At 50.4% G+C, this 2,116-nt stretch carries 3 protein-coding genes; 1 reads left to right on the top strand and 2 read right to left on the bottom strand.

Features of this window, described 5'->3' with window-relative positions; translation table 11 throughout:
• A partial coding sequence (locus ACTHS3_RS03560) for a DALR domain-containing protein (RefSeq protein ID WP_440367185.1) occupies positions 1-861 on the top strand: 861 nt, incomplete at its 5' end.
• 112 nt (positions 862-973) lie between these two features.
• On the opposite strand, the gene ACTHS3_RS03555 is transcribed toward ACTHS3_RS03560, so the two are convergent.
• Positions 974-1,579, bottom strand: coding sequence for a nitroreductase family protein (locus ACTHS3_RS03555; RefSeq protein WP_049335801.1), 606 nt, complete (start codon positions 1,577-1,579; stop codon positions 974-976).
• Positions 1,580-1,594: 15 nt separating this feature from the next.
• Positions 1,595-1,990, bottom strand: coding sequence for a DoxX family protein (locus ACTHS3_RS03550; protein ID WP_049335799.1), 396 nt, complete (start codon positions 1,988-1,990; stop codon positions 1,595-1,597).
• Between the last annotated feature and the right edge of the window lie 126 nt (positions 1,991-2,116).

Below are 2,116 nucleotides of genomic sequence, written 5' to 3'. Positions count from 1 at the left end.
AAAGCAGGCGAACCTGCATGGGAAAGCCCTTGGGGTAACGGCCGTCCGGGTTGGCATATTGAATGCTCTGCCATGAGTGAAAACCTGTTCGGCGATACTTTCGATATCCACGGCGGCGGTGCGGACTTGCAGTTCCCGCACCACGAAAACGAAATCGCCCAAAGTGTCGGCGCGACAGGACATACCTGCGGCCACGACCACGCGCAAACCCACCACGGTCGAAGCATCTCCAGCCACGTCAAATACTGGCTGCACAACGGCTTTATCCGCGTGGACGGCGAAAAAATGTCCAAATCGCTGGGCAACTTCTTCACCATCCGCGAAGTGTTGAAACAATACGATCCCGAAGTCGTGCGTTTCTTCATCCTGCGCGCCCACTACCGCAGCCCGTTGAACTACTCCGACGCGCATTTAGACGACGCAAAAGGCGCGCTGACCCGTCTGTACACCACGTTGAAAAACACACCAGCGGCTGAGTTTGATTTATCTGAAAACGCCAATGACTACACCCGCCGCTTCTACGCCGCCATGAACGACGATTTCGGTACGGTCGAAGCGGTTGCCGTGTTGTTTGAGCTGGCAGGCGAAGTGAACAAAACCAATGATGCGCACCTCGCCGGCTGCCTGAAAGCTTTGGGTGGCATCATCGGCCTGCTGCAACGTGATCCGACCGAGTTTCTGCAAGGCGGCGCGGTTTCAGACGGCCTGTCCAACGAGGAAATCGACGATTTGATCGCCCGCCGCAAACAGGCACGTGCGGATAAAAACTGGGCGGAATCCGACCGTATCCGCGACCTTCTGAACGAACACAAAATCATTCTGGAAGACAACGCCGGCGGTACGACTTGGCGCCGCGGTTGATTTTATGGCATAGATAAAAGGCCGTCTGAAACTGTTTTCAGACGGCCTTTTTAATTTTGTTATTTCAAAAAGGGCGCAAACATCGCGCCCTTTGTTTAACACATCATTTCACTTATGCGCCAAATACTTTCAGACGGCCTTCGATTGGTTGGAAGGCTTTTTCACCGGCTGAAGCCGCGATACCGCCAATCACCATTTGCGCACGCAACAACCAGCTTTCCGGCAAGTTCCATTCTTTGGCAATGGCCGCATCAGGCAGTGGATTGTAGTGTTGTAGATTGGCGCCGATACCGGCAGCCGCCAATGTTGTCCACACAGCATATTGAACCATGGCATTTGCCTGATCCGCCCAGATCGGGAAGTTGGCCGCATAAGATGGGAACTGCTCTTGCAAGCCTTTGACAACATCTTGATCTTCAAAGAACAAAACTGTCGCCGCGCCTGCTTTAAACAAGTTCAGTTTTTGCGCAGTGGCTTCAAACTGCTCGGCAGGAACAATTGCACGCAAAGCTTCTTCAACAAAATGCCACACTTTGGCATGTTCTTCGCCAAACAATACGACCACTCGGGCAGATTGCGAATTGAAAGAAGACGGCGTATGCAAAACGGCGTGTTCGATGATTTTGGTTACTTCCTCATTGGACAGAGGCAGGGTGTTGCTCAATGCATAGATAGAACGACGGGTTTCAGCAGCTTGTTGCAAAACAGAATAAGTCATGATCTTTTCCTTAAATTAATCTTTATCTTTACCAAAAGCGTTATCCAAAGCCCACGCTCCGCCACCGACTACTGCCAGATACAGGAACACGAAGCAGAACAAAACGGCAGATTCGCCATGGTTGGCCAATGGGAACAAAACATTACCAGAAGACGCGTGGGCCATAAAGTAGGCGGCTGCCATCTGACCGGACAAAACAAACGCGGCCGGACGCGTAAACAGGCCCAATATCAATAAGATACCACCGACAATTTCCAAAACACCGGCCACCAGCATCAAGCCTTCGGGCGCACCGCCCATAGACATCGGAAAACTGAAAAACTTGGCCGTACCATGCAGCAAAAACAGATACGCCGCAACAATACGCAAGACAGACAATACAACAGGTTGGAATGATTTGAGGGCTGACATCTTAATAATCCTTATTTTAATGGCTACCTGAAGAGGTATGGAGCAATTTCAATAAGTGCAGTATAGATAATTCCCAGTAAGAGATATATACTCGAATTATTGATACAACGTTTCCTAATAAGAAAT

The sequence above is a fragment of the Neisseria sp. P0009.S007 genome, assembly GCF_051962515.1.
This window is presented reverse-complemented; position numbering and strand designations above follow the sequence as displayed.